We start from the raw sequence: 26,477 nt of genomic DNA on the forward strand, positions 1-26,477 counted from the left end.
TATGGAAGCGAACACGCGCAACAGGAGGGGCCATGCCCTGGGATGATAAAACAAAAGGTAGCGGCCCTTGGGGCGGCGGAGGCGGCGACAACGGAGGCGGTGACGGAAACTCCCCGTGGAAGCGCCCGTCCGGCGGCAGTGGTGGCGGGGGTGACCTCGAAGACCAGATGCGCCGCATGCAGGAACGTTTCCGCCAGCGCGGCAATGGCGGCGGCGGCGGCCGGCGTCGCGGCGGCGGCTCGGGCCCGAATTTCGGCCCGCTCGGCATCCTTGTCATCGCCGGTATTGCGCTGCTGGCCTGGCTGTTCACCGGCGTTGTCGTCGTGGACGAAGGCTCGCGCGCCGCTGTGTTCCGTTTCGGCCAGTGGCAGACGAACTTCACGCCCGGCCTGCACTTCCACCTGCCCGCCCCGATCGAGACGCATGTCATCATGCCATCCGAGAAACAGCAGGAAACCCAGATCGGCAACAATTCCAATGAAGCCCTGATGCTGACCGGCGACGAGAACATCGTCGATGTCCGTTTCCGCGTCTTCTGGTTCTACGATCCGGCCAATCCGGAAAACTTCATCCTCAACGTGGATGGCGGCAGCGAGCTGCTGAAAGCCTCCGCCGAGAGCGTGATGCGCGAAGTGGTCGGCAAGTCGAAGCTCGACGATGTCATCACCACGGGCCGGACCACGATCTCCGAACAGGTGAAGACCCAGCTGCAGGCCCTGATGAACGACTATCGCGCCGGTATCCAGGTGCAGAACGTCGAGATCCAGGAAGCGGCCGCCCCTGCGCAGGTGCGCCAGGCCTTTATCGACGTGGTCAATGCCGGCCAGGATGCCGAGAAAACCATCCAGGAAGCCAACAAGTACGCCAACGACATCATCCCGCGTGCAGAAGGCCAGGCCCTTCAGGTGATCCAGAACGCCGAGGCCTATCGCGAGCAGGTGATCGCCAACTCGACCGGTGAAGCGGCCCGCTTCAATTCCATTCTCGACGAATACCGCAAGGCACCGCAGGTGACCCGCGAGCGGATGTATCTCGAGACGATGGAACGCGTGCTGGGTAACACCGACAAGGTGATCCTCGATTCCGACTCCGGCGCGGTGCCATACCTGCCGGTCAACCCCAACCGCAATCAATAGGAGCGAACATCATGCGTGGACTTGGTATTGTCGCCCTTATCATCGCCGCCGGGGTTCTGATCGTCGGCATGAACAGCTTTTTCATCGTCAACCAGACCGAACAGGCGCTCGTCCTGCAGGTGGGTAAGGCGCAGGCTGCCTATAACGCCCCCGGGCAGAACCAGGCCGGCCTGAAAGTCAAAATGCCGTTCATCCAGAACGTCATCAAATATGACCGCCGGAACATCGGTCTCGACATTCCGAACATCGAAGTCCTGGCCTCCAACCAGGAACAGCTGATCGTGGACGCCTTCGTGCGTTACCAGATCTCCGATCCGCTGGCCTTCTACCAGCGCCTGCAGACGCAGCGCGTGGCCGAGAACCAGCTGTCGCAGTTCACCAACACGGCCATCCGGAACGCGCTGGCCAACAAGCTGCCCGAAGAGATCATCTCCGGCCAGCGGGCCACGCTGATGGATGAGATCCGCGAGAACCTGTCGGACTCCATCGCCGGGCGCGGCATCGACATCATCGATGTACGCATCCGCCGGGCCGACCTGCCGCAGGACGTGTCCGAACGCGTGTTCCGCCGCATGGAAGCGGCCCGGAACCAGGAAGCCGAGCTGATCCGCGCCAATGGTGACAAGCAGGCCCAGGCCATCAAGGCCAAGGCCGACCGCGACCGCACCGTGATCCTCGCCGAAGCGAACCAGAAATCGGAAGAGATCCGCGGTGAAGGCGATGCCAAGCGGAACGAGATCTATGCCAGCGCCTATGGCCGCGATCCGGAATTCTTCCGCTTCCAGCGCGCCCTGATCGCCTGCGAACAGTCGCTGAAGAAGGGCAATACGCAGATCGTGATCGGCCCGGAAAACCTTGGCCTGTGCGACGAGTTCATCGCCGCCGCGCGCAAGAACGCCAACTGAGCTGAAGGAGTCTTTCAGCCATGACGCTGCCACTGATCCTGCTGGCGGGTGTCGGCATGTGGTTCTTACTGGAAGGGGCGGCCTATGCGGTCGCCCCCGACTTCATGCGCCGGCTCGCCGTCCTCGTCACCCAGCTGAGCACGCGGGAGCTGACCATGGCCGGCCTTGGCGGCGGCGCGGTGGGCATTGTGCTGATCTGGCTTGCAGTTCACTTGGGCTGAACCTGTTGCACCTTGCCCGCAAAGCGCCATAGTCTGCGGTGAAAATAGTTTCATATTCCGCCCGCAGAGGAAGCCGAAGTCCCATGCGTTTCCCGGCTCTTGCCGCCCTTGCCGTTCTCGTCTCCGTCCCGCTGGCCGCGCCTGCCGCCGCGCAGCAGAGCCTGTCGCAAACCCTCGACCAGATCGACCCCAAGGAGCGCCCGGCCAGTTTCCGGGACCTGTCCAAGCGGCTGATGCCGGCCGTGGTGAACATTTCCACCTCCAAGACCGTAGCGCCGGATGGCATGCCCACCTTCCCGGAGGGCTCGCCAATGGAACGGTTCAACGATTTCTTCGGCCGCGATGAAGACGGTTTCCGCCGCGAAGGTTCGCTCGGTTCCGGTTTCGTCATCAGCGCCGACGGCTATGTTGTGACCAATAATCACGTCATTGAAGGCGCCGACGAGATTGAAGTGAACTTCGCCAATGGCCGCGTGCTGGACGCCGAACTGATCGGCCGCGACCAGGACACGGACCTTGCCGTGCTGAAGGTCAAATCCAGCACCCCCCTGCCTTTTGTCAGCTTCGCCGACAGCGACAGTGCCGAGGTCGGCGACTGGGTGATCGCCATCGGCAACCCGTTCGGCTTTGGCGGCTCCGTCTCCGCCGGCATCATCTCGGCCCGCAACCGCGACCTGAATGCCGGGCGGTCGGATGACTTCATCCAGACCGACGCGGCCATCAACCGCGGCAATTCCGGCGGCCCGCTGTTCAATCTGGGCGGCGAAGTCGTGGGCGTGAACACGGCGATCATCTCGCCGACCGGCGGCAGCGTCGGCATTGGCTTCTCGGTACCGTCGAACCTCGTCAACAAGATCACAAGCGAACTCATCAAGTCCGGCCGCATTCGCCGCTCCTGGATGGGCGTCAATGTTCAGGATGCGGACGAGTCCCTGGTGCGTGCCTACAAGGCCAGCGGCAAGGGCGGCGTGATTGTTACCCGCATCACCGATGATGGTCCGGCCGACAAGGCCATGCTGGAAGTCGGTGACCTGATCCTCAGCTTCGACAACCAGCCGGTTGCCAGCGTGCGGGAACTGACCCGCGTGATCGCCGACACGCCCATCGGCAAGGACGTGCCCGTGCGCCTGGTGCGCGATGGCCGCGCCCGCACCTTCACCGTCACCATGGGCGAGCTGGAAGAACAGACCGGCGACGAGGCGACCCAGCTGCCGGACCTGCCGGCCAGCGCCAATGATCTTGGGGCTGACCTGACCGGCATCGACGACGACATCCGCCGCCGCTACGGCATTCCGAAAGACGTCGATGGCGTGGTCGTCTCTTCCGTCTCCGCCCGCGGCCCGGCCTATGGCAAGCTGGTGCGCGGCGATGTCATCATCGAGGTGAATTTCGAACGTGTCGCCACGGTCAGCGAAACGCTGGACAAGGTCAAAGCCGCCCGCGCCACACCGGCAGAGCCGCTGCTGATCCGTGTCAAACGCCGCGGCGAAGCCGGCTGGTTCGATCAGTTCCTCAGCGTGGACCTCGGCAAGTAGGCCTTTTCTTCCGCTTTTCAGTCGCATGATCCCGGTCTAGGCTCTTCCCGAGGCGGACAGGGAGGTGGAAAGATGCTGCGCGCACTGATTGTTTTGTGGGGTCTGGCCAGCCTTGCCTTCGCCGCATCTGCAGAAACCCGCTATGCCCTTCTGATCGGGAACGAAGACTATCCGCCCACCGTCGGCCAGCTCACCCTGCCGCATGAAGACGTGGAGAACATGCGCGCCGGCCTGATGCAGGCGGGCTTTCCGGCAGAACATATCAAGGTGCTGAGAGATGCCACGCAGACGGACATCAATCTTGCCGTCGCGCAGCTCTCGTCCGACCTGCGCGCAGCAGGAGAGGACTCCATCGGCTTCTTCTACTATTCCGGCCATGGCGGCTCTGCCGAGTCTGCCGGACAGCGGGCGAATTACCTGATCCCGGCCAAATCGCCGATCACGGGCGCCGAACAGCTGCCGATCCTGGGTGTGCCGGTGAACAGTATCGTGGATGCGCTGGCCGCCAGCGATGCCAAGGCCATCTTCATCGTCTCCGATGCCTGCCGCAACACGCTGCCTTTCACCTCGTCCAAGGGCGGCGCGGCAGACAAGGGCATGGTCCGTGTCCCGCGCAAGAAAGGCCTCTATATCGCCTTTGCCACGGCTGACGGAGCAACGACGCCCGATGACGGCCTGTTCTCCCGCGCCCTGTCGAAACGCCTGCCGCAGAAAGGCCTGTCGGCTGACCGCGCCTTCACCCTCGCCCTGCGCGAAGTCGCTGCTGCCCGGCCCGGCAATGCCATGCCGTTCACGGCAGACGGCCTGACCGAAGACATCTGTTTTGCGGGGTGCGAACCTGCGCCGACGCCCGCCACCGCAGGCAGCGAAGACCTCGCCTTCCTCACTGCCAAGCGCACGAACACGATCGCCGGCTGGCTGGAATTCATCGAGGCCTGGCCGCACAGCAGCTTCATCCCCTCCGCGCAGGACGGGATCGTCGACCAGCTCTTCAAAGACACCGAGGAGGCGAAGTCCTATAACGGCCCATACGACACGCTGAGCGGCCCGCCCGCCCTGCTGGAGGCCGTGCTTCATGGCGGCGAGGTCTCCGCTCAGCGGGATCAGCTGGAGATGGCCGCGGTTTTCTTCCGGGTTGCCTGCTTTTCCGGACTCGGCCGGGCCTGCCCGGTTCTGGCAAACGCCATCCAGCAAGGCTACGCCAATGACGAATTCCGCAAATCCGATGGCAGTCTGGACTTCGATGCCCGGCGGGAAGCCGAGGTCAGCAGCTATCAAATCGGCTGCGCGCTCGGCGACCGGACGTCCTGCGACTGGCTGCGCGGGAACGGTCTGCGCATTCCAGAACCCTGCATGGCCTATGAGGGCGACGAGGCCTACAATTTCTGCGAAGAGAACGAAATCACGCCCGTCGCTGTCAGCCCGCAGTGATCAGAGCGCCTCACGCGCCAGCGCGAGACTCACCCCTTCAGTGTACCCGGCTTCATAGGCGGCATCGCGCACCAGCGTGACCACGCCGGTCTTCGCTTTCGGGGCCGCTTCGATGGCGACCTGGATGTCCGGCGTTTCGGCTTTGACCCGTTCGATGGCAGCGCGCACGGCGCCGATGTCGGTCATGCGGCCATTGACGCGGATGGTGCTGTCATCGCCGATCCGGATCAGCATCGCCTTGCCGGAGGACGGCCCCGTGCCGGTTGCCGGCGGCTCCAGCCGGATCGCCTTTTCCCGGGTGAAGGTTGATGTGACCATGAAGAAAATGAGCAGGATGAAAACCACGTCCAGCATCGGCGTCATCGACACCTCCGCAGTCCCTGCCCCGGTCCGGTGTCTGCCTCGCATTCTGGCCTCCCTCTTTTTCTGATTTGCGGAAGAATATACACGTGATGTAATGACATTACAATTTTGAAATGACCGACCGTTGTTTCAGTGTGCCCCCAGGCGGCGGCGCAGCGTCTGTTCACGGTGTTTATATGGTGTATTCACGGTGTTGTTCACGGTCTGAAGCGCCGCTTATCCAACACCTCAGCCGACGAAGTCCTTCGCCTCATAGCCCTGGAAGAAGAGCGCGGCGCGCAGGTCCGTGTGCTCGATCGCAGCATGCGCTTCGGCGGCCACAACGGGCTTCGCATGATAGGCAATGCCGAGACCCGAGGCCTTGATCATGGCGAGATCGTTCGCCCCGTCGCCCATCGCAATCACGTCGTCCCGGCCGATCCCTTTGCCGGCGGCAAATTCGTCCAGCGCCGAGAGTTTGGCTTCGCGGCCAAGGATCGGCCGGCCGACCTCCCCGGTCAGCACCTTGCCGTCATCGATCAGCGTATTGCCCCGGTGCGTGTGGAAGCCTGCCGCCGCCGCCACGCGGGAGGTGAAATAGGTGAAACCGCCTGAAACCAGTACAGTTTCTGCCCCGTCCGCTTTCATCGTTTCGACCAGCGTCTTCGCGCCGGGGTTCAGCGTGATGCGCTCCGAATAGGCCTGCTCCAGCGCGTCGAGGCCGAGCCCTTTCAGCATGGCGACGCGGGTTGTGAGGGCGCCTTCAAAGTCCAGCTCGCCGCGCATGGCACGCTCGGTAATGGCGGAGACTTCGGCTTTGAGCCCCGCAAAATCGGCGAGCTCATCCAGGCATTCCTGGCCGATGATGGTGGAATCCATGTCCGAGATCAGGAGGCGTTTGCGGCCGCTGTCTGCAGGCAGCACAGCCGTATCGACAGGGTGCCCCTTGTCGGTCAGCCGGGCCCGCAGACGGGCGGCCTCATCCTGGTCGCCCGGCACCCGCCACTCAAGCGCGACAAGCCCGTCCACGCTGCCAAGCGAACGCGACGGCGCCACACGCCCAAGCTCAGGCGAGACCTCCGCTTCCAGCTTTGCCGCATCCATTGCAGCGACGGCAACAATCCTCAGGCTCATGGCACATTTCCCGGGTTTTCCCGCGTCATCATGGGTTTCCTCTTCGATGACAACCCCTTACCTCTATTGGCATGCATCCGGCCATCCTGATCCACGGCCCCACGGCCAGCGGCAAGACCGCGCTCGCCATCGAAGTCGCCCGGCGGCTCGACGGAGAAGTGATCAATGCCGATTCCATGCAGGTTTACCGGGACCTGAAAGTCATTTCCGCCCGTCCGGACGAGGAAGAGATGGCCGGTGTTCCGCATCATCTGTTCGGGCATGTGAACGCCGCCGAACGCTATTCCACCGGCCAGTGGCTGGAAGAGGCCCGCGCCAAGATCCGCGTGCTCCAGAAGAAGAACAAGCGCGCCGTCATCGTTGGCGGTACCGGGCTGTACCTGCTGGCGCTGACGCAGGGCCTCTCGGCCATTCCGCCTGTGCCGGAAGACATCCGCGCCGAAGTCCGCGACATTGCCGAAGCCGAAGGTGCCGAAGGCCTGCGCGCCCGGCTTGCCCCGCACGATGCGGAAACGGCGGAGCGCCTCGGCACCGGCGACAGGCAACGCCTCGCGCGCGCCTATGAGGTCTGGCTGGCGACGGGCCGGCCCATCACGGACTTCCATAATGAGCGCCAGCCCCCTGTCCTGCTGGACCGGGAATGGATGGGCTTTGCCCTGACCCCGCCGCGCGCCAAGCTCTACGCAAAGATCGACCGGCGCTTCGAAGGCATGCTGATGCAGGGCGCGATGGCCGAGGCCCGGGCGCTGATCGAACGGGGGCTGGACCCCGAACTGCCTGCCATGAAAGCCCATGGCATGCCCTGGCTGGCTGCGTTTGCCCGCGGCGAGATCAGCGCCGAGTTTGCCGCCGAGAACGCAAAACGCGACACACGGCGCTATGCAAAGAGGCAATTCACGTGGATTGGCAGGCAATTCCCGTTCTGGCCGAGAATTCCGGGCACCGAAATGAGCGACCGCATGAGGGTTATTCTTGCCCTCTATAGGGAGATTGACAGGGAGATGGAGGCAGATTATTCCTAGCCCCCGTCGTTGGAGGAAACGCACGTGCGCATGTCAGAGGTACTCGTAATTAGGCACCCGTAGCCGGAGTTCATCAGAACCGGTTGCGGGTGTGCGCACAAAAGGGTCTCCGAAGGGGGCCCTTTTTCTTTTCAGAAAACAATCCGGACAAACACCCTCCTTTCTAACCCCAGACGCCAGAGCAAAGTCATGACCGTCAAAACCAAGCAGAAGACCGAAACACGCCTGATGACCGGCGCCGAGATCGTAATCACGGCCCTCCGGGAACAGGGTGTAGAAGTCATGTTTGGCTATCCAGGCGGCGCGGTCCTGCCGATTTATGACGCGCTATTCTCGGCAGACGACATACGTCACGTTCTGGTGCGTCATGAGCAGGGCGCAGGCCATGCGGCCGAAGGCTATGCGCGCTCCACCGGCAAGTGCGGCGTGGCGCTGGTCACCTCTGGCCCCGGCGCGACCAATATGGTCACGCCGATCACCGACGCGATGATGGATTCGATCCCCATGGTCGTCATCTCCGGCCAGGTGCCGACGCACCTGATCGGCACGGATGCCTTCCAGGAAGCCGACACGACCGGCATCACGCGCAGCTGCGCCAAGCACAATTACCTGGTCACCGATGTCGACCAGCTGGCCCGGACGATCCATGAGGCCTTCCACATCGCGACGTCCGGCCGCCCTGGCCCGGTCGTCATCGACATTCCCAAAGACATCCAGTTCGCGACCGGCACCTATTCCGGCAAGGACGGCGTGCACAAACCGACCTATTCGCCGAAGACCCAGCCGCAACCGGAAGCCATTGAGGCGGTCGCGGAGCTGATCGCCATGGCCCGCCGGCCTGTCTTCTACACAGGCGGCGGCGTCATCAATTCCGGGCCGAAAGCCTGCGAAGCGCTGCGCAAGCTGCAGGCCGAGACGGGCATCCCCGTCACCTCCACCCTGATGGGTCTCGGCGCCTTCCCCGCCTCCCACAAGGACTGGCTGGGCATGGTGGGCATGCATGGCAGCTACGAAGCCAACAATGCGATGCATGATTGCGACCTGATGATCTGCGTCGGCGCCCGCTTCGACGACCGTGTGACCGGCCGGATCGATGCCTTCTCACCGAACTCCAAGAAGGTCCACATCGACATCGACCCCTCCTCGATCAACAAGATCGTCCGGGTGGACGTGCCGATCGTTGCCGACTGCGGCGCAGCCCTCGAAGCGCTGATCGCTGCCGTGAAGCACCGCAAAGGCAAGCGCCCGGACCTGAAGCCCTGGAAGGCCGAGATCGACGCCTGGCGCGCCCGCGACTGTTTCGCCTATGCGCCATCGGACGAGGTCATCAAGCCGCAATACGCCATCGAACGTCTCTACGAACTGACCAAGGACCGCGATCCCTACATCACGACCGAGGTTGGCCAGCACCAGATGTGGGCGGCGCAGTTCTTCCATTTCGACGAACCGAACCACTGGATGACCTCCGGCGGCCTCGGCACGATGGGCTATGGCCTGCCTGCAGCAGTCGGCGTCCAGTGCGCTCATCCGGATGCGCTGGTCATCGACATTGCCGGCGAAGCCTCGATCCAGATGATGATGCAGGAGCTTTCGACCGCTGTGCAGTTCTGCCTGCCGGTGAAGGTCTTCATCCTCAACAATGAATGGATGGGCATGGTGCGCCAGTGGCAGGAATTGCTGCATGGCGAGCGCTATTCGCACTCCTATTCGGAAAGCCTGCCGGACTTCGTCAAACTGGCCGAAGCCATGGGCGCCCACGGCATCCGCTGCGAGGATCCGGCCCTGCTGGATGACAAGATCATGGAAATGATCGAGCATCCGGGCCCGGTCCTGTTCGACTGCCGGATTGAGAAGGACGGCAACTGCCTGCCCATGATCCCGTCGGGCTCTGCACATAACGAGATGATCCTCGGGCAGATAACTGGTAACGAGATTGGTGAGACCGGGCGCAAGCTCGTCTGACTTCTGACAGACCGGGAACCGGCGCCGCTTCAGGGGATGGTAATGGCCTTTGACAACATCTGGCAGCTACTGGCCGACAATGTCGGCACAGTCGTCACGGTGGTGTCGGCGATCGCGGCCGTGATCGGCGCGCTCGCCAGCCGGGCAGAAACCCGCAAGCAGCGCCAGCTGCGCACCGAGCAATTGCGCCAGGCCATCGACAGTTCCAGCCTCGACTGGGGCAATGCGGCCATCGATACGCTGGCCCGGGCGGCCATGCTGGCGCGCACCCGGCACCTGCATGGCAATGAAGGCGCCTTCCAGACCGCCCGCGCCGCCACGCTGATCAATCTGACTTCCCTGATCGACCGGGGCCGCATGTTTTTCCCCAATCTCGACGAACACGGGAAAGGCGCAGAGAAAGACGGCGCCTATCGCGGCTCGCGTCCGCCAATCCTCGACGCGATGGTCTGGGTTCATTGTGAAATCAAGGCGCTGACCCGTGAAGGCGGCCCGACCGGCGACAACAGCGCGGACTTCATCGATGAATGCCGGCGCCTCGTTGTGTCCGAACTGCAGGCCCATCTCGATCCGCGCCGCCTGAACCAGGTGATCGGGCGCTATGACGGGCAGACCCGTACCCATCAGAAGCAGGCCATCGGACGCGCTGAGTCCCTCAGGCAGCAACTCTTGACTCGGCGTCCCGGGGTCTCCATCGACAACCCAACCCGCCATCCAGAACAGCCGGAGACTGTACAATGAGCGACGGATCCGGAACGCCCGCTCCGAACGGACCGCAGAACGGGCCGAAGTCCGCCTACTTCCTCAACCATGAGGATGAAGCCGTCGAGCGCCGCACGCTGGCCGTGCTGGTCGACAACGAGCCGGGCGTGCTTGCCCGTGTCGTCGGCCTGTTCTCCGGGCGCGGCTATAACATCGACAGCCTGACCGTGGCCGAGGTGGATGCCTCCAGCCACCAGTCGCGCATCACCATTGTCACCCAGGGCACACCGCACATCCTGGAGCAGATTGAAGCGCACCTGATGCGCCTCGTGCCGGTTGGCGAAGTCGTGGACATCACAAAATCGAAGCGCGGCATCGAGCGTGAACTTGCCCTCGTAAAAGTGGCCGGCAGTGGCGAGAAGCGCGTGGAAGCGCTTCGCATTGCCCAGATTTTCCGCGCCAATGTGATCGATACGACGAATGAGAGCTTCATCTTCGAGATCACCGGCGCTTCCGACAAGATCAGCCAGTTCGTGGATCTGATGACGCCGCTTGGCCTGGTCGAGGTCAGCCGCACCGGCGTACTCTCAATCAAGCGCGGGAAGGAAAAGGGATGATGCACCGCCTTTTCGCCCTCCCCCTGCTGGCTGCCTGTTTCGCTGCGCCTGCGCTGGCCGAACCGCCGATGCCGGAAAGCTGCAAGCCGCGCGTGGCCGGAGTGGCGCTGGCCGTGGCCGACGAGGCCGGCAAGGCACAGCTGGCCTGCGATGTTGACCGGGCAGCGATCTACGAAAACCGTGCCGACGCGATTTTCGGGCAGGTCGCCGATCCGCTCGTCAGCGTGATCGATACCGCGATCTCCCCCAGCGGAGCGGTTTATGTCTACGCCGTCAGCGACGTTCAGGGCACGATGATCCTCAATGCCCGCTCGGTGCCGGCCGATATGGAACAGCCCGGCAATGTACCGGTCTGCCAGCTGAAGACACTGATGCCGGACGACGCGGCCGCGCAGGTTTCCATCGGCCTCCTGAAAGCTGCCTCACCCGACCTGCCCGGCTATGCCGAGCGGATGGAAGTCGTGGTCAATCCGGACGGATCGCACCGGTCTGTCCTGCTGCTCGATTCCCACGACGTGGTCAGCCGTGTGCAGACCGCGAACGGGACACGCAATTTCTCCCGCCACATCCGCCAGAGCGACGATGTGGCGAAACTCAACGAATTGATCATTGGCGTCGCCAATGTCAGCGACGGCTGGGACTGCAACGCCCCCTGACCGCCTCATCCCTATCCAGAACAACCCCCGACGGAGCCGAACGGAAGCCCATGAAAGTTTATTACGAGCAGGACGCAGATCTCGCCCTCATCCAGAGCAAGAAAGTGGCCGTGATCGGCTATGGCAGCCAGGGTCACGCCCATGTGCTGAACATGCGCGACAGCGGTGTGAAACAGGTCAAAGTCGGCCTTCAGGAAGGCTCGGCCAGCCGCAAGAAAGCTGAAGCCGAAGGCCTCGAAGTCGTCACCCCCGCTGAAGCCACCCAGTGGGCCGACGTGGTCATGATCCTGATCCCGGACGAAAAGCAGGCTGTGCTGTACGCCAACGAGATCGAGCCGCACCTGCGCGCCGGCCAGCACATCATGTTCGGCCACGGTTTCAACGTGCACTACAACCTGATCCGCCCGCGCGCCGATGTCGACGTGTCCCTGTCGGCCCCGAAAGGCCCGGGTCACACGCTGCGTGCGCAATACCAGATGGGCTTCGGCCTGCCGGGCCTCGTCGCCATCCACCAGGACGCGACCGGCACCGCCAGGGACGTCGCCCTCTCCTACTCGAAAGCCATCGGCAACACCCGCGCCGGCGTGATCGAAACCTCCTTCCGTGAAGAGACCGAAACCGACCTCTTCGGCGAACAGGCCGTTCTCTGCGGCGGTATCGTTGAGCTGATCAAGGCTGGCTACGAAACCCTGGTCGAAGCCGGCTATGCGCCGGAAATGGCCTATTTCGAATGCCTTCACGAGACCAAGCTGATCGTCGACCTGATCTATGAAGGCGGCATCGCCAACATGAACTACTCGATCTCCAACACGGCCGAGTATGGCGAATACGTTTCCGGCCCGCGCGTCGTGAACTCGGACGCCAAGGCGAACATGAAGAAGGTTCTGGAAGACATCCAGAACGGCACCTTCGCCCGCAACTGGGTGCTGGAAAACCAGGCCGGCGCACCGGGCTTCAACGCCATGCGCCAGCGCATGAACAGCCACCCGATCGAGGAAGTCGGCGAGAAGCTGCGCGGCATGATGCACTGGGCCCAGAACGACCGCCTGGTCGACAAATCCCGGAACTAACCCCCCTCGCGCCCCCGTTCAAACGCTGTTAGAGCGGGGGCGTGACCTCCACCGATCCGATTCTTGTTGCAGGCGTGAACCGCCCATTGGGGGCATGTATCGCGCTGGACCTTGCCGGACGCGGCCTGAAAGTCGTCGGCACACGGCGCCATCCCGATGTGGATCTCGACGCCCGTATGCAGGCCGCCGGTATTGAGCTTGCGCCCCTTGACCTGACAGACCTGACCGCGATCAGCGCCCTGGCGCCTCAGTTGTCCAGTGTCATTCTGACACCGATCCTGTCGATCTCCGGCCCGGCCGCACGCGCTTTCCATGCAGGGGGCGTGAGGCGCGGGGTCGTCTTTTCCTCGAACAATGTCGCGATCGTCGGCGAAGACCCCGTCTATGACCGGCTCCGCGCGGCTGAAGCGGACGTTCTGGAGAATGCATCCGGCTGGGCGGTCCTGCGGCCGACCATGATCTATGGATACCCGGGGGACGGAAACCTGTCGCGCCTGTTGCGGATGCTGGCGCGCTTGCCGGTGTTTCCACGCCTCGGTTCCGGTGAGGCGAGCCAGCAGCCGATCCATTTTGAAGACCTTGCCCGCCTGGCGGCCGCGCTGGTCACGGGCGAATGGAACGCGGCCGGCCTCCTCGCTGTCGGCGGGCCGCAGATCCTGTCTCACCGGGAGCTGATCGCGACAGCGCGCCGGGCGACCGGGCGCGGCGGCATCGACCTGCCGGTGCCGCTGGGGCCGGTTCGGGCAGTCGTGTCCCTGCTGACCGGGCTTGGGGTAAAACTGCCACTCAGCCCGGCACAGCTGGCGCGGATTGACCTCGACAAGGCCGCGGTGAACCCGGCGGACATTCCGGCAGCGCTGCGCCCGCAGGTCATGCCGGAGGAAGGCCTGACACGTCTCGCGCTCGACCTCGATATTTAAGGCGTGCCGGGCACGCGGTTGAGATCCACAAACCCGTCGACCCCGGGCACCTGACCTTTCATCGAATACTGCCAGATCAGCACCTCCCCGTCCGGCGGGCCGGACAGGCTGCGCATCCAGACCGGATGACCGGGAAAGTGTCCGGCCAGCCAGTCGCGATGGAAATCCGGTGTCGTGTAGAGCACGGGCGGCGCGCCATATTCGGCTTCCAGCGCATCCAGAAACGTCCTGATTTCTGCCCGGACGGCCTCTTTGGATCCGTCCGGCGGGCAATTATGGGCGTATTCCAGGTCGACTGCCGGGGGCAGCGTGCCTTCGCGCACTTCGACTGACTGGATGAAATTCTCCGCCTGTGCTGCGCCATTCCGGCAGAGCAGGTAGAAATGATAGGCCCCGACATGCCAGCCACGCTCGCTCGCCGCCAGCCAGTTTTCCTGAAACCGTGTGTCCTTCCAGTCGCGCCCTTCGGTGGCTTTCAGATAGACGAAATCGAGCGGCGCGCTGCTGAGCGCGTCCCAGTTCACCCGGCCATTGTGGTGGGAAAGGTCGATGCCCTCATTGCCGGGGGTGAACGGTCCGTTCTGCGCTATCTCCGCAACAGGCGCGGCGCGCTCCGAGCAGGCAGTCACGGTCAGGAGAAAGGCGGCGGTCAGGCAGATGAAGCGCATAGGCTGATCCAATCCCCTCTCTCCGGCGCCCCCGCGGCATGCCGGTGGCCAGATCGGGGCAATTCCCCGACTGAAGGCCCACGCACACCAATTTTCCCCTGAAATCAACAGGTTCTGCGGTCTGGGCACAATCCCTGCATAGACGCGCTTGTGAACAAGAAAAGGGCTTAGACCTCCATGGCACCTGCAGACAAAATGCGCGGCGGAGAACCGGCAAACCTGATCCTGAAGGGCACCACACTTGAGGGCGACCTGCGGTTCGGGGCCCAACTGGTCGTTGCAGGCGTGATCAAAGGCAACATCCACTGCGAAAGCATGCTGATCGTCGAACGCGGCGGCCGTGTCGAAGGCCGTATCGAAGCCCCGCTCATCGTCGTGCATGGTGAGCTGGTAGGCACGGTTCTGGCGACCCAGTCGATCGAAATCTGGTCGGGCGCAACGGTCGGCGGAGACGTCGCCGCGCGGTCCATCCGTGTCGATGAAGGCGCCATGCTGACAGCCAATCTGCTGATCGCTGCGGATCTGCCGGACCGTCTCGGGCCGCCGGATCCTGTTCAGGCCCCAAAAGCCGACCCGGTCCCAGCAGGGCGCCCTGTGGAGCCGCCTGTCACGCGGTCACAGCCAGCATCGCCCATAACACCGCCAGCCTCTTTCCTGTCTCCCGGCCCGGTGACGGATCGCCGCTAAGGCAAAGCGCGGCTGCGGATCAGCCGCCGCGCATGTCTTTCAGGCGTTCGAACGCAACGGAATCCGGATCATAAGCGCCCAGCTCGTCCAGCCGGGTGCAGGCCCATTCATAATCGCGATTGCAGGCGTCCTGCAGGACGCGCGTGCCTTCCGGCACATTCTTGGCGCCCCCCGTTCCGGTGAACAGCATGTTGCCATAACCGGCACAGCCGCTGACTTCACCAAGATCGCAGGATTCTTTGTAGAGGCCGCGCGCCTTCACCGGATCGGCGTCCATCCCGCGGCCCAGCATGGTCATATAGGCCAGTGAGGCACAGCCCTTGCCATTATCGCCCTTGCAGGCCCGGTCATACGCCTTGATGGCAAGTCCATAATCCTGCGTGCCGCCAGTGCCCTTGCGATAGGAATCGCCCGCAGTCACGCAGGCATCATAGTCGCGGGCGGCGCAGGCGGTGTTCGCTTCCTGACGGGCGGCACGTTGTTCGGCGAAAGTCTCTTTGGCGTTTTCCAGCGCGATCTCGGCCTGGGAGCGTTCAACCCGGCCATACTGGGCGGCGGCTGGCAGGGCGATGGCGCAACAGGTCAGTGCGGCGGCAATCAGAGGGGAGCGTAGCATGGGGTCTGCCCTTCCTAAGTCATTGTTCCGGCTCTGATATAGGGACCGGGCCATGGGGTCACCAAGACTTTACCGGCTTAAGCTTTCTTAACCTGCGATTGCCCTTGCTGCCCCTCCTGCCGCAGGGCAGTATTCCCCGACAAAAAAAAGCGCGATCGGAGAAAAGGGAGATTTCCGTATGGCCGCACAGGACCAGGCCCCGATCGGATCGGGATTTCACGACAAATCGACAGCTGCCGAAGTGATCGAAGGGATCGACCTTTCCGGAAAGAACGCCGTGGTCACCGGGGGCTATTCCGGCATCGGACTGGAAACCGTCCGGGCATTGGCCTCGGCTGGCGCCCGCGTGACGGTCCCGGCCCGGCGGCTCGACACGGCCGAAGCTGCGCTGGCCGATGTCCCCGGCGATATTGAGATCGCGGCGATGGACCTGGCAGACCTTGCCAGTGTCGAGAAATTCACCCGCGAATATGACGAAACCGGGCGCGGCCTCGACATCCTGATCAACAATGCCGGCATCATGGCCTGCCCGCTCGCCCGGGTCGGCCCCGGCTGGGAAAGCCAGTTCGGCATCAACCATCTCGGCCACATGGCGATGAGCCTCGCCCTCGCCCCCGCCATGCAGCGCACGGAGAATGCGCGCCTCGTCGCCCTCTCCTCCATCGGCCATGCCCGCTCGGACATTATCTGGGACGACCCGAACTACAATGAACGCGCCTATGACAAATGGGAGGCATACGGACAGGCCAAGACCGCCGATGCGCTGTTTGCCCTTGGCGTCGACCGGCGCGGGCGCGACATCGGCATCCGCGCTTTCTCGGTCCATCCCGGCGGCATCTTCACCCCGCTGCAACGCCACCTGCCGGAAGAAGAAATGGTCGCGCTTGGCTGGAAAGCACCGGACGGGTCCATCCCGCCCATGGTGCTGGAACGGTTCAAGACACCGGAACAGGGCGCCTCGACCACAGTCTGGGCGGCCACCTCGCCTCAGCTTGAAGGCCGCGGCGGCGTCTATTGCGAAGATTGCGACATTGCACAACTGGCCACCGAGACCAGTGAGCGCTGGGAACATGTCCGCCCCTGGGCCTGCGACGATGAACGCGCAGAACGCCTGTGGGAAATGAGTGAGAAAATGCTGGCAAACGCCTGATCCGGGGACGGATCACCCTGAGGAGAACAGGAAGATGAAACAGATCGCACTACTCAGCCTGGCAGGGGCCCTGCTCGCCGCCTGCGCCACACCGGCCGAAAGCCCTGCACCGGAAGCGCCTGCCGCCATGCCGGAAGCCCCTGCTCCCAAAGTGGCACCGGGCGGCTTCGATTATGAGAGCGTATTCCGCCAGGATGACCGGCCGGAACAGGACTATGAACTCTACCCGGTGCGCAAGTCCGCCGAAGTCCTGTCCTTTGCCGGTGTCATGCCAGGCATGACGATTGTCGAAATGGAAGCCGGTGACGGTTTCTATACCGAGCTCCTGTCACGCGTCGCCGGGCCGGATGGCAAGGTCTACATGCAGAACCCGCCATCGTTCAAAAACTTCCTCGGCGATTCCGTCTCGAAACGGGTCGACGGGCGGCTGCTGAATGTCCAGATCGTGGAAAGCGCCTTCGACAATCTCAGCAATGTGCCGGATGCGGATGCAGACATCGTGACCTGGTTCCTCGGCCCGCACGAGCTCTGGTATACGCCGCAGGGAGAGCCGGAAGGCGTGCTCGGCGACCCGGACATGACCTTTGACGAGATTGCCCGTGTACTGAAGCCGGGCGGCCATCTGGTGGTGCTGGACCACATGGCCCCGGCTGGATCGCCCCCCACAACGGGCGGAGACACGCACCGTATCGACAAGGCCATCATCGTCGCGCTGGCCGAAGATCATGGCCTGACGCTTGTCGATGAGAGCGGCATCCTCGCCAATCCGGACGATGACGGCACCGTGCAGGTGTTCGACCCGTCCGTCCGGCGCAAGACGGATCGCTTCCTCCTGAAATTCGCCAAATAGGCGTATCTGGCACAGAACATGCATATTTCCGGGCGAGTTTGGTCTTGCCCGGGAGTTGTGCCATGTCCGCCATCCGCTTTATCGCCATCAGCCTCGCCGCCGCGAGCGTTGCCCTACCCGTTCTTGCTGCAGAAGACAGCGGCCTGCGCGGCCGTCTGGAAGCTGATTTCCTGCCGAAAACCGAAACTGCCGAGGACGCCCCGGCTGTCATGGAAACGGTTGTGGTGACGGACAAGGACGGTTCGGACCTTCTGGTCTCCAAGCCGGCCATCCTGCGCTATGACGTGGCGCCTGAGGTTCCGGCCCGTGTCGTGGCGGAGACCCGCGGCCAGGATCCCGAGCGTATCGTCGAGGCGCACTAGACGGCGCCTTGCGGTCCGTCTCAGGACGGAACGACATTCTCCGAAAGAAGCAATTCGCGCTGTGCGCTTACGGCACGCATCGCTTGTGCCGGCAGCCAGCAGGTGACTTCCAGCCCGCCGCCATCGACCGGTTTCATGCCGACCGTGCCGCCGTGCAGGTCGACAAAGTGCTTCACGAGGGCAAGGCCGAGGCCAGCGCCGCGCTGATCGCCTGAGACGAAACTGTCGAAGCTGGTCGCGCGCTTGTCGGCCTCAAGGCCGCGGCCATTGTCGCGTACGGAAAACGTCACCATGTCGCCCATGCGCTGAGCCGAAATGACGATCTCGCCGCCGGAATCGGTAAAGCGAAGCGAGTTTGACACCAGATTGAACAGGATCTGACGGATGCGGCGTTCGTCCGCGCGGATCAGGCCCAGCTTGCCCGAAATATCCGACCGCACCGTGATCTGCGTATCCTCGGCCTTCGAGACGACCATCTCGATGCTTTCCTCGATCACGCTGGCAAGGTCGACATCTTCGAGGTCGAGATCCATACGCCCGGCCTCGATCATGGCGAGGTCGAGAATGTTCTCGATCAGCTTGGACAAGTGATCCGAGGCAGACAGGATCGCGCTGACATAGTCTTTCTGGCGTTCCGTCAGGTCGCCATTGCGCTGGGTTTCCAGAAGTTCGGCATAGCCGAAGATCACCGTCAGCGGCGAACGCAGCTGGTAGGACACGTTACGCACGAATTCCGTCTTCAGGCGGTCTGCCGCTTCGAAGGCTTCGGCGCGTTCGCGCAGGGCCGACTCGACCCGCCGCGTCGCCGTCACATCAGCAAAGGCGATCAGTGTGTTTCCGTCCGGCAACGGATGGGTGAGATAGGTCAGGATCGACCCATCGGAACGGCGCATTTCGCCCGTCGTCGACTGGCGCGCCTTGGCGGACGGGTCCGTGATGTGGCTCTTCATCGCCGCCCAGATTTCCGTGTCATGGAACAGCGGGATGCACTCCTCCACCACGTCATCATAGTCAGGCTGGTCCTTCAGCATCTCTCCGCTGAGGCTCCACAGGCGTTCGAAAGCGTAATTGTGCAGCTTCATGCGTCCGTCGCCGCCAAACACGGCAACCGCCTCGTGGAGATTATCGAGCGTGGAACTCTGCGTTTTTACAATGGCATTGAACTGGGTCTGCAGTTCCAGTTCGCCCGTAATGTCCTTGAACAAAAGCAGAAGGCCGCCCATCGGGTGGCGCTGGCGGGTCACAGACAGGGTCCGCTCATCCGGCAGCGACCAAGTGTCTTCCTTCACCCCGTCAATGTCGAGATAGTAGGAAAGCTCTTCCGCGCGCCATTCGGCATAGTTCGCCCGCGCCGGCAGCTTGCGGCGCTCGCGCAGCCGGTCCAGCAGCTGGCCATGGCCGGGACGGTCCAGCAGGAAGCTCTCATCGAGATCCCACATGTCGCGGAACGCCTTGTTGTAGAAGGTCAGCTTGCGATCGGCACCGAAAATGGCAACGGCATCGGCCACATGGTTCAGCGTCTCGTCATGCGCGCGGACGTGGCGGTTCAGTTCCTCACGCGCATCTTCCTGCGCGGTGACGTCCAGCGCCATCGCCCCTGCCCCACCCGACAGCGGGAAGGTCAGGATACGCATCGCCCTGCGCGCCCCATTGATGGTGATGTGGCGGGTCTCGTCGATGTCGATGCCTTCGCTGATCGTCTTGCGGGCCTGATCGGCGGTGGCCTGATCCAGCATCAGCTGGCGGTCCAGCACACGATCCAGGTTCGTGCCGTCGACGGCCTCGATATAGGCCGGGTTCACCCATTGCAGCTTGCCCATGCCCGACATACGCCAGGCCGGGAACGGCGCCTTGCCCAGCATGTCGAGGAAAGCGGTGGGGTCACGCGCGATGACCTGACGGGCCTCCTCCAGCTTGCCGCGTGCGGAGCTTTCTTCCAGCCCCTTGATGGTTGCGTCGCTGACCCAGACCACGGCGCGGGCGCCGGCCGTGCGCCCATCCGCTTCGAGGAAGCGCCCGGACGGGCCGATAATCGTCAACGAGAAGGCCTGCCCGCTCTCGCGCAGTTCGCGCAGGCGGATGCGAAGCGTTGTGTCATGTCCGGCACTGTCCCGGGCTTCAAGGTCTGCGAGGCCTTCGATAATGCGCACGGCCGGGTCGGGCGAAATGGCATCGTCGGTAAAGCTCAGCAGGCCAGCCAGCGCGACCGGGGACCCATACATTTCCGGCGGGATGATGTCGTCACCCTCGGCTTCCAGCGCCTCGCCCTGCCAGACCAAAATCACCCCCGGATGGGCACCGAGAATGGACCGGTGCGCCGCAAGCGTGGTTTCCAGCTCAGCAGACCGGTCACGATATTTACGGGCAGCCCCCCGCGCACCGTCCGACACGCGTAACGCCCAGAGCAGCGCCGCGAGGCCAAGAGCGGCCGCACCTGCGGCCATAATGATCGGAACCTGCTCCGCTGAAAGTGCCATGCCGCGTCATCCAAAAGCCCGAATCAGCCGCGAGAACGACCGATGAAACGGTTAACGAATTGCCCCTCTAGCGTTAAGGGCGCGTTAACGGAGTGCTAATGCCCGGCCGATACCGGCGCAAGATTACTGAAACCACATGTTGCAAAAACACAACACTCGCTTAGTCTGCTCGCCTGTTCGCGGAGTGATCCCCATGATTTTACGTCCAATCGCGCTGGCTGGCGCCTTGTTGATCGCTGCAGCAGTTCCGGCTGCGGCACAGGAAGCACAGGACGAAATCGTGCGTCTGCCTGGTCAGGGATTTACCAAACCCGAAGCGCGCCGCCCCAAGGGGACGCCTGAAAGGCTGGTCGCTGGCGGCGGCCTGTTCCTCAGTTTCGACACCAATGGGGACGGGGAAATCACGCGCGCAGAGCTGGAGGCCGGCACCAAAGCCGCTTTCCGGAACGCCGATACGAATGGCGACGGCTATCTGACAGCATTCGAGCAGATCAACTGGGCTGAGAGCCTGCCGACACGGGACGATTCCCTCGCCAATCCGGTCCGCTTTGACCCGAACCTCGACCGCCGGGTCAGCCCGGAAGAATTCGAAGCCGTGATCGCAGAGCTTGCGGATCACTATGCCGAGGAAACCAGCGACGTGATCGTGATCGCCTCTCTGAAGGCGCCGAAACCCAGGCCGGAGCGGGATGAGCGTTCGCCTTTCGACACCGGACAGCGGGCCCCCCGCGGCACGCCGGGCGGAAGCTGAGGCCTCCGATCAGACGAGTATGTCGTAGAGGTCTGTCCGCCGGTCGCGGAAGAAACCCCATGCGGCCCGATCGCGGTCGATGACATCAAGATCGAAGCTGGCGACCAGCACGCCTTCTTCACTGCGTCCGAAATCGGTAACGACTTCGCCGACATGGTCGGTAATGAAGCTGGTGCCATAGAAGACCTGACCTTCCTCATCGCCCACACGATTGGCAGCGACCACCGGCATGACATTCGCCACCGCATGGCCCTGCATCACGCGGCGCCAGCGGGCGGCCGTGTCGAGGCTGGCATCATGCGGCTCTGCCCCGATCGCGGTAGGATAGAGCAGCACATCGGCGCCCATCAGGGCCATGGCCCGCGCCGCTTCGGGGAACCACTGGTCCCAGCAAACGCCGACACCGATATTGCCCTTCATGGTCTGCCAGGTGCGGAAACCCGTATCGCCCGGCCGAAAATAGTATTTTTCCTGATAGCCGGGACCGTCCGGAATATGGCTCTTGCGGTAGACGCCCAGCGGGGTGCCATCGGCATCGATCATGACCAGCGAATTGTAATAGTGCGGGCCGTCCTTCTCATAGATCGAGACCGGGATCACGACACCAAGTTCGGCGGCGAGTTCTCCGAGCTGCATCACCGCCGGATGATCGTGCCAAGGCAGCGCGCGGGCGAAGTGATGCTCTTCCTGCGTCTTGCAGAAATAATAGCCGCAGAAAAGTTCTGGCGGCAGCACGACGTCAGCCCCCTGCCCGGCGGCTTCGCGGATGAAACCTGCCACGCGGTCGATGTTTGCCTGCATGTCATCGCTCGGCGTGAACTGGATGCTGGCGACGGTGAGAGTTCGGCTCATCTTGGGATCCTCCGGATCAGGCGGGAATTTCGCGGGTCATGCAGTGGAAGCTTCCGCCCCCACCCAGGATATGTCCGGCTGGCAGGCCGATGATCTTCCGGCCCGGGAACAGGACACGCATCTCCGCAAGCGCCACGAGACTGTAATGGTCTTCATAGACAGGCACCAGAACGGCGCCATTGGTGATGGTGAAGTTCATGTGGCTCGCCGGGATTGGCTCGCCCTCTTCCCCTGGTATCAGGCCAGGCGACGGGATGGTCGTCACATCGAGCCCGGCCTCACGCAGTGTGGCTTCGATTTCCAGCAGCACATCCTTGTTCGGGTCGTCCGCGCCGGACGGCATCTGGCACAGCGCATGGCCGGGCCCGATAAAGCGGGCAATATTGTCGACATGGCCGTCGGTGTGGTCGTTCAGGAGACCATCGCCCAGCCAGATCATTTCGTCGATACCCAGCGCCGCGCAGATGCGGGCCTCGATCTCGTCCGCCGTCAGGTCCGGATTGCGGTTCGGGTTAAGCAGGCACTGGCGCGTGGTCAGCAGCCGGCCCTTGCCATCGGCATCGATAGCACCGCCTTCAAGCACGATGGGATGGAAACTGGCCGGCAGCGTTTCGTGCGCCGCGATGGCGCCGGCGGTCTCTGTGTCGCCCGGCATGAGGTATTTGCCGCCCCAGCCATTGAAGCGGAAAGCCTGGGCCTCGCGCGCGTCGCCCTGCCCCGTCACGATCGGGCCGGTGTCACGCAGCCAGATGTCCCCGGCGGGGATGTCCACGATTTTCGCCACATCGCCGACAGCCGCCGTGGCAGAGGCCAGCGCCTCGGCAGACCCGGCAGCCACCCGGACCGGAACATGCGCCGAAGCGGCCCGGATGAATCCGGCAATCTGCACACGCGGCCCTTCGAGACGGCCGCCCCATTCATCGGCAAGATGCGGCCAGCCGCACCAGAGGGCAGCCTGCGGAGCCCATTCGGGCGGAAGGAAGGGTTTGTTGTCGCTCATCGCGCGCGCCATGCCACAGGTCTCACCAAAGGAAAAGGGCGGCCCCGCATGGAGCCGCCCTTCCCGATTTCAATTCAGTTCAGGCCGTAAGGCTTAGAACTTGTACTTGATACCGAAGTGGACCTGCCACAGCGACGGGCTGACCACGATGGAGTCCTGGTCGGCATCGCCGTTGAAGCTGGTGATCTCGTACTGGCCGTTCACAATGTTCGCATTGTACAGCTCAGCGTCACCCGGGAAGCCATGCTCACGCAGGATGCCCCAGTCGGAGTTCAGCAGGTTGCCGACGTTCTCGATGGTGACCCAGGCTTCCGTGCGGTCCTGAGCGCGCAGACCCGGCAGTTCCTGGGTCAGCTTCAGGTCGAACTTCGTCCACCAGTCATCCGCTGCATCGTTGCGGGTGAAGATGCTGCCGCGAGCGTTACGCAGGTCGTCATTGTTCTCGATGAAGTTCACGAGAGCAGCGACGGCATCCGGATCGGAGCTTGCCGCGATGAGCGGGTCAGCAATACCAGTCGGGATGTAGGCCAGCTGACGGCTGTTGCGGAACGGACCTTCGATCGTGCTGCCGTAGCCCAGGGTGTAGCTGTACGGAGCACCTTCGTTGGCCGTGCCGAACAGGGAGACGCGGGTCTCCAGGTCCTTGATGTACTCTTTCGCGTAGTTGAACTGCAGCGTGAAGCGGTGAGCCACTTCATAGTCCGACGTACCGAGGCTCGGGCTCACCGGATCGTAGGTCGCATAGTTCGCGAAGTTCGAGAAGGCGACCGACGACGTCATCGGGTTGGCGTCTTTGGCGTCCGTGTAAGCGTAGCCGAGAGCCCAGTCGATGCCGTTGTCATATGCCTGAGACAAGCCGAGCGAGAGCACCAGGGCGCTGCCCTTCTCGTCTGCATTGGTCAGCAGGAAGTCGCTGGTGGAGCCGCCGTAAAGCGGACGACCATCCGGCGCCGTGCCGGACTGAACATAGCTGAGCGGAACCACAGCAGCAGCTTCGTTCGTTTTCGAGTACAGGATGTCAGCCATGACGCGCAGGTCATTGCCGAGGATCGGCATATTGGTGTCAACATCAGCCACGGCACCGAACGCGAACTTCCATTCCGACGGGATTTCGAAGTTCGGGTCGAGGGCGTTCACACCACCACGGCCCGTCGCGTTAGCGATGTAGTCGATGGCCTCGTCCGGCACATCGAAGAACGGCCGTCCGGTGTCGGAGTAGGTGTAGTCGGCAAGGTTGGTGCCCGACGGAGCGTAGTAATCGTTCAGCGTCACGCCATTGTTCGAATAGTTGTTCGAAATCCAGACGTTCGGATTACCACCGGAGAACAGACCGAAGCCACCATGGAAGCTGAGATTGTCAGCATACTCATAGTTGAAACCAAACCGCGGCTGCAGCAGGTCGCGACCATCCATGTTCTCGTCGTTACGGATACCGTAGGTCGCTTCGAAGTCGGCGTTGTAACGCGGCTTGTCGCTGGACGTGTAGAAGTCATAGCGAAGACCCGCCGTCACATCGAGCTTGTCGGTGACCTGCCACTTGTCCTGAATGTAGAACGTATTGATTTCGTATCCGAAATCAGCCGCCGCATCGTTCACGTCGTTGGTGCCGGCAGCGTTCGTGTACTGGAAGTAGTTGATGTCGCCGTTGGCGAAATCAGCCGGGCTGTTGAAGCGCCACTCACCGATGGCCTGCTGAACGAACAGGTTGAACACGGAGAACTCTTCGCGCTCAACGCCGGCCGTAAAGAGATGGTCGCCCATCGAGTAGTTTGCAGCCGCCTTGTAGTTCCAAAGCTCGTAGTTCAGCTTGTTAGCTTGACGGCTGTCGTCGGCGCCGAGGTAGATCGTCGTTGTACCCGAACCAAGATCCTGCGGAACGCGGATCTGGACTTCACCCCAGTTGTCGGTTCCCCAGACAGGGATCTGACGGTTGTCGAGCTTAACGTAAGACGCACGCACCTCGGTGCTGAGGTTCGGCGTCCAGTCCGAATAAAGCGTGCCAGTGTAGTTCTCAAGCTTGGCACCGCGCTCATAGTAGTGGTTACCGTCGGGAAGACGGGTCGAGCCGGAGTCGGACGGCGAGTAGTTGGCACCATCATTGTAGGTGTAGGTAAATTCAGCACGGTGGTCGTCGTTGATGTTCCAGTCGAGCTTACCGAAGAACTTCTCGTCTTCGACAGCCAGAGAGGTCGGCAGACCGCCGGCGGTGTAGCCATACTGGTTCACAGCCGTGTCGATGATGCTCTGGTACAGGGCATCCGACAGGCCGACATCGTTCGGCGTGTAACCGAAGATGTTTGCGCCTTCGAATTTTTCGTAAGCAGCGAAGAAGAACAGTTTGTCCTTGATGATCGGGCCGCCGACATTGATGCCGTAACGCTTCTCTTCGAAGGAGCCGAGGTCACGTTTGATGCCATCGGTTTCGTCGCCGGTCAGCGAGTCGTCGGTGTAGTCGAAGAACAGGCCGCCGTGGAATTCGTTCGAACCGGTTTTCGTAACAGCGTTGATGTTACAGGCGGTGAACGAGCCGTAGTTCACGTCGAACGGTGCCAGCTCAACCGACACCTGCTCGATGGCGTCGTAGGAGAACGGGATACGCTCGGTCGGGTAACCGTTGGAGTTCAGGCCGAAATTGTCGTTCAGGCGGACGCCGTCGACGGTCAGCGAGTTGTAGCGCGGGTTGGCACCGGCACAGTTGATCGAGTCGTTGAAGGCTTCGTCGACATAGACGCGCGGGTCGAGACGGACGATGTCCTTGATGTCGCGGTTCATGGCCGGAGCATTTTCCAGCGTCGCGATATTGAAGGTCGAGGACGGGCCGGTCGCAACCTGGGCAACCTGCAGAGCGGAACCGGTGATGACAACCGTTTCCATGCGGGCCGTGTCGTCGCTGGACGTCGTAACGGCCAGGTTCAGGCTCGTGGCTTCACCGAGGTTGGCGTAGACGTTGTCGGCGCGGGCCGGCACGAAGCCTTCACCAGTGATGGTAACGCTGTAAGGGCCGCCGACGCGCAGGTTCTGAGCTGAGAACTGGCCGGTGGCGCTGGTGGTTGCCACGGCGACCGAGCCGGTCGGTTCGTGGAGGATGGTGACGGTGGCGCCGGAAACGGCAGCACCGGTTTCATCGACGATGGTACCGCGGATCGACGAGGTCGTAACCTGTGCCGATGCAACGCCAGCCGCCGTGATCGCGATAGCCGAAACGGCGGCACCGCGTGCGAATGTATTCCAGTTGATCATGATTTTCCCCTGTCCGAGAGAGCACCCGGTCAGCGCCCTTGCACGCCTTCCGGTTTTGAGAGCGCTTAACGCCCCCACATGACAGATTAGTGACAAGATCTTGAAGGTTCGACACATGATGTTCGGATTTGTGTCGAAGCCCGTGCTGCGATGCAAAAATGACACGGTGGT

General features: G+C 62.8%; 25 protein-coding genes. 17 read left to right on the forward strand and 8 right to left on the reverse strand.

Translation table 11 applies throughout. The features are described from left to right. Positions 1 to 32: 32 nt before the first annotated feature. The 5 genes from hflK to HJA_RS01730 all read left to right on the forward strand — a co-directional run bounded on the left by hflK (position 33) and on the right by HJA_RS01730 (position 5,228). Positions 33 to 1,136, forward strand: a complete 1,104-nt coding sequence (hflK, locus tag HJA_RS01710; protein ID WP_035577381.1) for an FtsH protease activity modulator HflK — start codon at positions 33 to 35, stop codon at positions 1,134 to 1,136. 11 nt (positions 1,137 to 1,147) lie between these two features. Beyond that, entirely contained in the window at positions 1,148 to 2,041 is an 894-nt protein-coding gene (gene hflC / locus HJA_RS01715) for a protease modulator HflC (protein ID WP_035577383.1), read from the forward strand. Between the two features lie 20 nt (positions 2,042 to 2,061). After that, positions 2,062 to 2,262, forward strand: coding sequence for a DUF2065 family protein (locus HJA_RS01720; protein WP_035577385.1), 201 nt, complete (start codon positions 2,062 to 2,064; stop codon positions 2,260 to 2,262). A gap of 83 nt (positions 2,263 to 2,345) precedes the next feature. Next, positions 2,346 to 3,797, forward strand: coding sequence for a Do family serine endopeptidase (locus tag HJA_RS01725; RefSeq protein ID WP_035577388.1), 1,452 nt, complete (start codon positions 2,346 to 2,348; stop codon positions 3,795 to 3,797). Positions 3,798 to 3,869: 72 nt separating this feature from the next. Further along, a complete protein-coding gene (locus HJA_RS01730; protein WP_035577391.1) occupies positions 3,870 to 5,228 on the forward strand; it encodes a caspase family protein in 1,359 nt (452 codons plus the stop codon). Here HJA_RS01730 and HJA_RS01735 read toward each other — a convergent pair whose 3' ends face one another. Further along, positions 5,229 to 5,636, reverse strand: coding sequence for an ExbD/TolR family protein (locus tag HJA_RS01735; protein ID WP_035577393.1), 408 nt, complete (start codon positions 5,634 to 5,636; stop codon positions 5,229 to 5,231). Positions 5,637 to 5,819: 183 nt separating this feature from the next. After that, positions 5,820 to 6,704, reverse strand: a complete 885-nt coding sequence (serB, locus tag HJA_RS01740) for a phosphoserine phosphatase SerB (protein ID WP_081814458.1) — start codon at positions 6,702 to 6,704, stop codon at positions 5,820 to 5,822. A 71-nt stretch (positions 6,705 to 6,775) separates the two neighbouring features. Between serB and miaA the strand changes: the two genes are divergently transcribed. The 7 genes from miaA to HJA_RS17730 all read left to right on the forward strand — a co-directional run bounded on the left by miaA (position 6,776) and on the right by HJA_RS17730 (position 13,653). Then, positions 6,776 to 7,726 carry a tRNA (adenosine(37)-N6)-dimethylallyltransferase MiaA gene (gene miaA, locus HJA_RS01745; RefSeq protein WP_035577396.1) on the forward strand — a complete coding sequence of 317 codons (951 nt, stop codon included), beginning with the start codon at positions 6,776 to 6,778 and terminating at the stop codon, positions 7,724 to 7,726. A gap of 189 nt (positions 7,727 to 7,915) precedes the next feature. Continuing rightward, complete coding sequence (locus HJA_RS01750) at positions 7,916 to 9,688, forward strand: acetolactate synthase 3 large subunit (RefSeq protein ID WP_035577398.1); 1,773 nt, start codon at positions 7,916 to 7,918, stop codon at positions 9,686 to 9,688. A 42-nt stretch (positions 9,689 to 9,730) separates the two neighbouring features. Next, positions 9,731 to 10,429, forward strand: coding sequence for a hypothetical protein (locus HJA_RS01755; RefSeq protein WP_035577400.1), 699 nt, complete (start codon positions 9,731 to 9,733; stop codon positions 10,427 to 10,429). Further along, the gene (ilvN, locus tag HJA_RS01760; RefSeq protein WP_035577403.1) at positions 10,426 to 11,007 is read left to right on the forward strand and encodes an acetolactate synthase small subunit; all 582 of its coding nucleotides are present in this window, start codon (positions 10,426 to 10,428) and stop codon (positions 11,005 to 11,007) included. Before HJA_RS01755 ends, ilvN begins: the two co-directional genes overlap by 4 nt. Next, positions 11,004 to 11,663: a hypothetical protein gene (locus tag HJA_RS01765; protein ID WP_155839828.1), complete on the forward strand. Its 660-nt coding sequence runs from the start codon at positions 11,004 to 11,006 to the stop codon at positions 11,661 to 11,663. Before ilvN ends, HJA_RS01765 begins: the two co-directional genes overlap by 4 nt. A 50-nt stretch (positions 11,664 to 11,713) precedes the next feature. After that, entirely contained in the window at positions 11,714 to 12,733 is a 1,020-nt protein-coding gene (ilvC, locus tag HJA_RS01770) for a ketol-acid reductoisomerase (protein WP_035577408.1), read from the forward strand. 41 nt (positions 12,734 to 12,774) lie between these two features. Continuing rightward, complete coding sequence (locus HJA_RS17730) at positions 12,775 to 13,653, forward strand: Rossmann-fold NAD(P)-binding domain-containing protein (RefSeq protein ID WP_051597241.1); 879 nt, start codon at positions 12,775 to 12,777, stop codon at positions 13,651 to 13,653. On the opposite strand, the gene HJA_RS01780 is transcribed toward HJA_RS17730, so the two are convergent. Next, a complete protein-coding gene (locus HJA_RS01780) occupies positions 13,650 to 14,333 on the reverse strand; it encodes a glycoside hydrolase family 25 protein (RefSeq protein WP_155839829.1) in 684 nt (227 codons plus the stop codon). The two genes, HJA_RS17730 and HJA_RS01780, sit on opposite strands and share 4 nt — an antisense overlap. A gap of 165 nt (positions 14,334 to 14,498) precedes the next feature. Here HJA_RS01780 and HJA_RS17735 point away from each other — a divergent pair, with 165 nt between their 5' ends. After that, on the forward strand, positions 14,499 to 15,008 hold the full coding sequence (locus HJA_RS17735) for a bactofilin family protein (protein ID WP_051597243.1): 510 nt from the start codon (positions 14,499 to 14,501) through the stop codon (positions 15,006 to 15,008). Between the two features lie 19 nt (positions 15,009 to 15,027). On the opposite strand, the gene HJA_RS01790 is transcribed toward HJA_RS17735, so the two are convergent. After that, on the reverse strand, positions 15,028 to 15,624 hold the full coding sequence (locus HJA_RS01790) for a tetratricopeptide repeat protein (protein ID WP_035577410.1): 597 nt from the start codon (positions 15,622 to 15,624) through the stop codon (positions 15,028 to 15,030). A 178-nt stretch (positions 15,625 to 15,802) separates the two neighbouring features. On the opposite strand from HJA_RS01790, the gene HJA_RS01795 reads away from it, so the two are divergent. The 3 genes from HJA_RS01795 to HJA_RS01805 all read left to right on the forward strand — a co-directional run bounded on the left by HJA_RS01795 (position 15,803) and on the right by HJA_RS01805 (position 17,986). Continuing rightward, the gene (locus HJA_RS01795) at positions 15,803 to 16,774 is read left to right on the forward strand and encodes an oxidoreductase (protein WP_035577412.1); all 972 of its coding nucleotides are present in this window, start codon (positions 15,803 to 15,805) and stop codon (positions 16,772 to 16,774) included. A 34-nt stretch (positions 16,775 to 16,808) separates the two neighbouring features. Next, entirely contained in the window at positions 16,809 to 17,624 is an 816-nt protein-coding gene (locus HJA_RS01800; RefSeq protein WP_035577414.1) for a class I SAM-dependent methyltransferase, read from the forward strand. 62 nt (positions 17,625 to 17,686) lie between these two features. Then, positions 17,687 to 17,986, forward strand: a complete 300-nt coding sequence (locus HJA_RS01805) for a hypothetical protein (RefSeq protein ID WP_035577417.1) — start codon at positions 17,687 to 17,689, stop codon at positions 17,984 to 17,986. 20 nt (positions 17,987 to 18,006) lie between these two features. Here HJA_RS01805 and HJA_RS01810 read toward each other — a convergent pair whose 3' ends face one another. Continuing rightward, complete coding sequence (locus tag HJA_RS01810; RefSeq protein ID WP_035577419.1) at positions 18,007 to 20,463, reverse strand: sensor histidine kinase; 2,457 nt, start codon at positions 20,461 to 20,463, stop codon at positions 18,007 to 18,009. Positions 20,464 to 20,656: 193 nt separating this feature from the next. Between HJA_RS01810 and HJA_RS17740 the strand changes: the two genes are divergently transcribed. After that, complete coding sequence (locus HJA_RS17740; RefSeq protein WP_051597244.1) at positions 20,657 to 21,214, forward strand: EF-hand domain-containing protein; 558 nt, start codon at positions 20,657 to 20,659, stop codon at positions 21,212 to 21,214. Between the two features lie 9 nt (positions 21,215 to 21,223). Here the strand turns inward: HJA_RS17740 and aguB are convergent, their stop codons facing one another. From aguB to HJA_RS01835, 3 genes are all read right to left on the reverse strand, one after another. Continuing rightward, positions 21,224 to 22,066 (reverse strand): N-carbamoylputrescine amidase, encoded by an 843-nt coding sequence (gene aguB, locus HJA_RS01825; protein WP_035577421.1) that lies wholly within the window; start codon positions 22,064 to 22,066, stop codon positions 21,224 to 21,226. A gap of 16 nt (positions 22,067 to 22,082) precedes the next feature. Next, positions 22,083 to 23,066: an agmatine deiminase family protein gene (locus tag HJA_RS01830; RefSeq protein WP_035577976.1), complete on the reverse strand. Its 984-nt coding sequence runs from the start codon at positions 23,064 to 23,066 to the stop codon at positions 22,083 to 22,085. A gap of 93 nt (positions 23,067 to 23,159) precedes the next feature. Continuing rightward, positions 23,160 to 26,306, reverse strand: coding sequence for a TonB-dependent receptor (locus HJA_RS01835; RefSeq protein WP_035577423.1), 3,147 nt, complete (start codon positions 26,304 to 26,306; stop codon positions 23,160 to 23,162). Positions 26,307 to 26,477 lie beyond the last annotated feature (171 nt).

Origin of the sequence: Hyphomonas jannaschiana VP2, from assembly GCF_000685215.1 — a bacterium.
Taxonomy (GTDB): Bacteria; Pseudomonadota; Alphaproteobacteria; order Caulobacterales; family Hyphomonadaceae; genus Hyphomonas; species Hyphomonas jannaschiana.

What these genes read in the sequence shown, in the direction of transcription:
- hflK (WP_035577381.1), top strand. Translation starts at nt 33, where the DNA reads ATGCCCTGGGATGATAAAACAAAAGGTAGCGGCCCTTGGGGCGGCGGA.
- hflC (WP_035577383.1), top strand. Translation starts at nt 1,148, where the DNA reads ATGCGTGGACTTGGTATTGTCGCCCTTATCATCGCCGCCGGGGTTCTG.
- HJA_RS01720 (WP_035577385.1), top strand. Translation starts at nt 2,062, where the DNA reads ATGACGCTGCCACTGATCCTGCTGGCGGGTGTCGGCATGTGGTTCTTA.
- HJA_RS01725 (WP_035577388.1), top strand. Translation starts at nt 2,346, where the DNA reads ATGCGTTTCCCGGCTCTTGCCGCCCTTGCCGTTCTCGTCTCCGTCCCG.
- HJA_RS01730 (WP_035577391.1), top strand. Translation starts at nt 3,870, where the DNA reads ATGCTGCGCGCACTGATTGTTTTGTGGGGTCTGGCCAGCCTTGCCTTC.
- HJA_RS01735 (WP_035577393.1), bottom strand. Translation starts at nt 5,636, where the DNA reads ATGCGAGGCAGACACCGGACCGGGGCAGGGACTGCGGAGGTGTCGATG.
- serB (WP_081814458.1), bottom strand. Translation starts at nt 6,704, where the DNA reads ATGAGCCTGAGGATTGTTGCCGTCGCTGCAATGGATGCGGCAAAGCTG.
- miaA (WP_035577396.1), top strand. Translation starts at nt 6,776, where the DNA reads ATGCATCCGGCCATCCTGATCCACGGCCCCACGGCCAGCGGCAAGACC.
- HJA_RS01750 (WP_035577398.1), top strand. Translation starts at nt 7,916, where the DNA reads ATGACCGTCAAAACCAAGCAGAAGACCGAAACACGCCTGATGACCGGC.
- HJA_RS01755 (WP_035577400.1), top strand. Translation starts at nt 9,731, where the DNA reads ATGGCCTTTGACAACATCTGGCAGCTACTGGCCGACAATGTCGGCACA.
- ilvN (WP_035577403.1), top strand. Translation starts at nt 10,426, where the DNA reads ATGAGCGACGGATCCGGAACGCCCGCTCCGAACGGACCGCAGAACGGG.
- HJA_RS01765 (WP_155839828.1), top strand. Translation starts at nt 11,004, where the DNA reads ATGATGCACCGCCTTTTCGCCCTCCCCCTGCTGGCTGCCTGTTTCGCT.
- ilvC (WP_035577408.1), top strand. Translation starts at nt 11,714, where the DNA reads ATGAAAGTTTATTACGAGCAGGACGCAGATCTCGCCCTCATCCAGAGC.
- HJA_RS17735 (WP_051597243.1), top strand. Translation starts at nt 14,499, where the DNA reads ATGGCACCTGCAGACAAAATGCGCGGCGGAGAACCGGCAAACCTGATC.
- HJA_RS01790 (WP_035577410.1), bottom strand. Translation starts at nt 15,624, where the DNA reads ATGCTACGCTCCCCTCTGATTGCCGCCGCACTGACCTGTTGCGCCATC.
- HJA_RS01795 (WP_035577412.1), top strand. Translation starts at nt 15,803, where the DNA reads ATGGCCGCACAGGACCAGGCCCCGATCGGATCGGGATTTCACGACAAA.
- HJA_RS01800 (WP_035577414.1), top strand. Translation starts at nt 16,809, where the DNA reads ATGAAACAGATCGCACTACTCAGCCTGGCAGGGGCCCTGCTCGCCGCC.
- HJA_RS01805 (WP_035577417.1), top strand. Translation starts at nt 17,687, where the DNA reads ATGTCCGCCATCCGCTTTATCGCCATCAGCCTCGCCGCCGCGAGCGTT.
- HJA_RS01810 (WP_035577419.1), bottom strand. Translation starts at nt 20,463, where the DNA reads ATGGCACTTTCAGCGGAGCAGGTTCCGATCATTATGGCCGCAGGTGCG.
- HJA_RS17740 (WP_051597244.1), top strand. Translation starts at nt 20,657, where the DNA reads ATGATTTTACGTCCAATCGCGCTGGCTGGCGCCTTGTTGATCGCTGCA.
- aguB (WP_035577421.1), bottom strand. Translation starts at nt 22,066, where the DNA reads ATGAGCCGAACTCTCACCGTCGCCAGCATCCAGTTCACGCCGAGCGAT.
- HJA_RS01830 (WP_035577976.1), bottom strand. Translation starts at nt 23,066, where the DNA reads ATGAGCGACAACAAACCCTTCCTTCCGCCCGAATGGGCTCCGCAGGCT.
- HJA_RS01835 (WP_035577423.1), bottom strand. Translation starts at nt 26,306, where the DNA reads ATGATCAACTGGAATACATTCGCACGCGGTGCCGCCGTTTCGGCTATC.